This is a genomic window from Clostridium sp. SM-530-WT-3G (genome assembly GCF_012843905.1).
GTDB lineage: Bacteria > Bacillota > Clostridia > Clostridiales > Clostridiaceae > Clostridium.
Genome location: NZ_JABAGC010000101.1, coordinates 1 through 627 on the forward strand (window position 1 = coordinate 1; position 627 = coordinate 627).

At 31.3% G+C, this 627-nt stretch carries 1 protein-coding gene; it reads left to right on the forward strand.

The genetic code is table 11. The features are described from left to right. A partial coding sequence (locus tag HF850_RS15400; RefSeq protein ID WP_243159517.1) for a transposase occupies positions 1-596 on the forward strand: 596 nt, incomplete at its 5' end. Between the last annotated feature and the right edge of the window lie 31 nt (positions 597-627).

Sequence of the window (627 nt, forward strand, 5' to 3'; positions counted from 1 at the left end):
CAGTTGCAGTAGTTATGGATTTAGCACAATATTATCATAAATTTGCTGAAGAAACCTTTCCGAATGCTATTCGCATAGCTGATAGGTTTCATGTTAATAGATATGCATTAGATGCACTTCAGGATGTTAGACGTAGAGTAAGCTTAGGATTGTCTTCACAAAATCGTGTGTTTTTGAAATGTAATAAAAATTTGCTAAGCAAAAGAAATGACCAATTAGATGAAAAAGAGAGTATCATTCTTAAAAAATTACTCAATTTATCATCAGAGCTTGAAGAAGTATATTGTTGGAAAGAAGATTTGATTGAATGGTACGATTGCTGTATAAACGTTGATCAAGCGACCATTGTCTTTGACAGATGGATTTGTTCAGGTAAATCATTAAATATACCAGAAGTAGATGTTGCACTTAAAACCTTTGAAAATTGGAAGCAAGAAATTATAAATTATCATATATATAGATTTACTAATGCTCCAGTTGAAGGTAGAAATAATAAAATTAAGGCGATTCAAAGAAGATACTATTTCACAAGGAATAGAGAGTATTATGAAGCAAGAATTTTTTTAGAATGTAATAAACGTGCCTTGACAGCTTAATGCTGTCAAGAACACATTTTGGTGTTGAGCC